Here is a 2,474-nt window from a genome sequence, read left to right as displayed (position 1 = left end):
ATCCGACGAGTGGTCGACGCGCCGCTACCTCGACATGTCAAGGCTCGGTGAGACCGTACCAGCAGCGAACTGATCACCGCCACAGGGACGGGCGAAGACCAAAGTGCGCAAGAGTTCGGGCACTACCGACAAGTTCATTTGGCAATTTAGTAACAGAATTTCAGCGTCAGTATGCTCTTGCTGTCACCGGTGCAATTGACTCGACGACGTGGATGAGCCTACTGACGTCCAAGGGTGACCCCAATCGCCTGTGCGTTGCTTGTGATACCCGTTTTGAAATTACAGCGGAGCGATTGGCGACGCTCAAGGCAGATGGTTACCGAATTGTTGGTCGTTATCTGACTGAGCCTGGACAGGATAAGCTTGACCCATCGGAATACTTCAAGGCGATTCGTCCTGGCGAGCTTGAACGCATTACTGCGGGTGGTATGCAATTCTTCCCGATTTTCCAAGAATATTCCACGAAGCTTAGCCATTTCACTGTGGAAAACAGTAGGAAGCATGCCCAGAGCGCTCGAGAGGCGGCGCAGCGTTTGGGGATCCCGCCAACATATATCTATTTCGCGGTTGATTTCGATGCTACCGATGATCAGGTGAGCAGCACTATTCTTCCGTATTTCCGTGCGATTCTCTCTAGCCTTGGTGGTGGTTATAAAGTTGGTATCTACGCTTCGCGCAACATTTGCACACGCATAATTGAAGCGGGGTGTGCTGGATGTGCGTTCGTGTCGGACATGTCTACGGGATTTTCCGGCAATCTGGGATTCCCGATTCCTAATGGTTGGGTATATGACCAGTTTGCCGAAATTAGTAATTACAGGGGACAGGGATGGGATTTGGATCGTGTCGCATATTCGGACCGCATGGATGCGGTGTCATACGTGCATTCGTCAAATGCCGGTGGCGCAACAGTCGATCAGGGAACTGACTATACAAGCCTTTCCCCGATTGATTTGATTTGGCATTTGGAGAAGCGATTTGATGAGCTGCGCGGGCAGGGCAAAGTCGGCCAGGATTATGTGCCATCAGGCGATTCAGGGACGTGGATTACCGTGCCTACATGGCGGTGCATGCTGAACTATCTCTCCAAAGCGTACTTGCGTGATGGTGGCGGGGAGAGCACTATCAATTGGTCTATTTCCGCAGAGAGTTTCCGGAGCGGTGACGCGGTGACGCTCGAATCTGATGCTGTGGCATCCAAGATTATTGCGGCGCTCGACCGCTATATTGGTTTGCAGCGGGAATCCATGAAAGACGTGAATAAAGAACGTGTGGATCTTGCCCATGTATGTGTTACTACTCTCGGTTATCTCAATGGACTGGTCATTCCTAAGACCTGGACTGGCTGGGCCGGGGATTTGGCCTCGACGATGAGTAATATCCAAGATGTCATGGATTGGAATCCCGATGCGGATCTTCACGCCGTTTGCGAGGCGCTTGTTGGGCGAGATGAGACATACCTGTCGCATCCGGGAATTGCTAATTTGATTACCGGCAAATATGTGAATGGCGTATGGAAGTCCATCAGTAATTCGTGTAATCGTGACGATTTATGCTGCGATGGTGATGCTATTCTCTTTGCCCAAAGATTTAGCGCAGGCAATGGTGGAGCCACACATCTGCTGTCTCAGACCATGCGCGACTACTACAACGATGCTGGCTTACTGGCAAATCGTTTCAAACAAATTGCGTGGAGTGTCGGTGCCGCCAACCGGAGTGATGCTGCTGCAGCATTTCGGAATGATGAGAACTGGGCGTTTGGCATTGCTCGATGGTTCTTGAATGGGCGAAAGGATATCAAAGACGAAATAGTTAATGCGGCTTGTACTGCATTAGCTGAGTTTGTCATCTGATTTATCGGATTTCCTGTGTTGCTGTGCATATATCGTTATCATTCTTATGCACAGCAACACAGAAAACTCCAATAGGGGAATGCATATTCCAAAAAAATAAAATATCATGTTTCCATATATTAGGTTCCTTATACTAGTTGGAATTATGCCAAGTTGTTTAGCGTCATAGTGGTCTAGGAATACTAAAAATCCAGTTTGAATGATGGATGATATAGAAAAAGATAAGAAAGAAGTCAAGAAGAACCAAGATATTCGCATATATGGTTTTATTGGTAATGTGATTATGAATGCCAAGATGGGTATTATGAAAACCAGCCATACAAAAAGAATTACTCCGAAACCGATTAGTCGTGGTAGTGGAATAATAATGCAATTTACTAAGATTTGCGGTACGGAAAATAATAAAGCAAAGGCGAAGATAACGCCTGAGATTTTGCGCACTTTGGTTTGGGCTTGAGATAGGGGCATGGCCCGTGTCCTGTGTACGATTTTCAGTCGCCAGACATTAGAAAACCGCGATTGGAAACGAGGGCACGAAGCCATGTCACAGCAGATTCTACAGGTCGACCAGGCCATGTTGGAAACCACCCTGGACCGGATGGTCCGCAAAAGCGTCGAGGA

General features: G+C 48.2%; 2 protein-coding genes. Both read left to right on the top strand.

What is annotated here, in order from left to right; all coding sequences use genetic code 11:
- The first annotated feature begins 212 nt into the window (after positions 1–212).
- Entirely contained in the window at positions 213–1,853 is a 1,641-nt protein-coding gene (locus ACEUKI_RS10705; RefSeq protein WP_374156885.1) for a glycoside hydrolase domain-containing protein, read from the top strand.
- A 199-nt stretch (positions 1,854–2,052) separates the two neighbouring features.
- The gene (locus ACEUKI_RS10700; protein WP_374156884.1) at positions 2,053–2,310 is read left to right on the top strand and encodes a hypothetical protein; all 258 of its coding nucleotides are present in this window, start codon (positions 2,053–2,055) and stop codon (positions 2,308–2,310) included.
- Positions 2,311–2,474 lie beyond the last annotated feature (164 nt).

It is taken from the genome of Bifidobacterium sp. 2450 (assembly GCF_041900695.1).
Lineage (GTDB): Bacteria > Actinomycetota > Actinomycetes > Actinomycetales > Bifidobacteriaceae > Bifidobacterium > Bifidobacterium longum.
This window is presented reverse-complemented; position numbering and strand designations above follow the sequence as displayed.

What these genes read in the sequence shown, in the direction of transcription:
- ACEUKI_RS10705 (WP_374156885.1), top strand. Translation starts at nt 213, where the DNA reads ATGAGCCTACTGACGTCCAAGGGTGACCCCAATCGCCTGTGCGTTGCT.
- ACEUKI_RS10700 (WP_374156884.1), top strand. Translation starts at nt 2,053, where the DNA reads ATGATGGATGATATAGAAAAAGATAAGAAAGAAGTCAAGAAGAACCAA.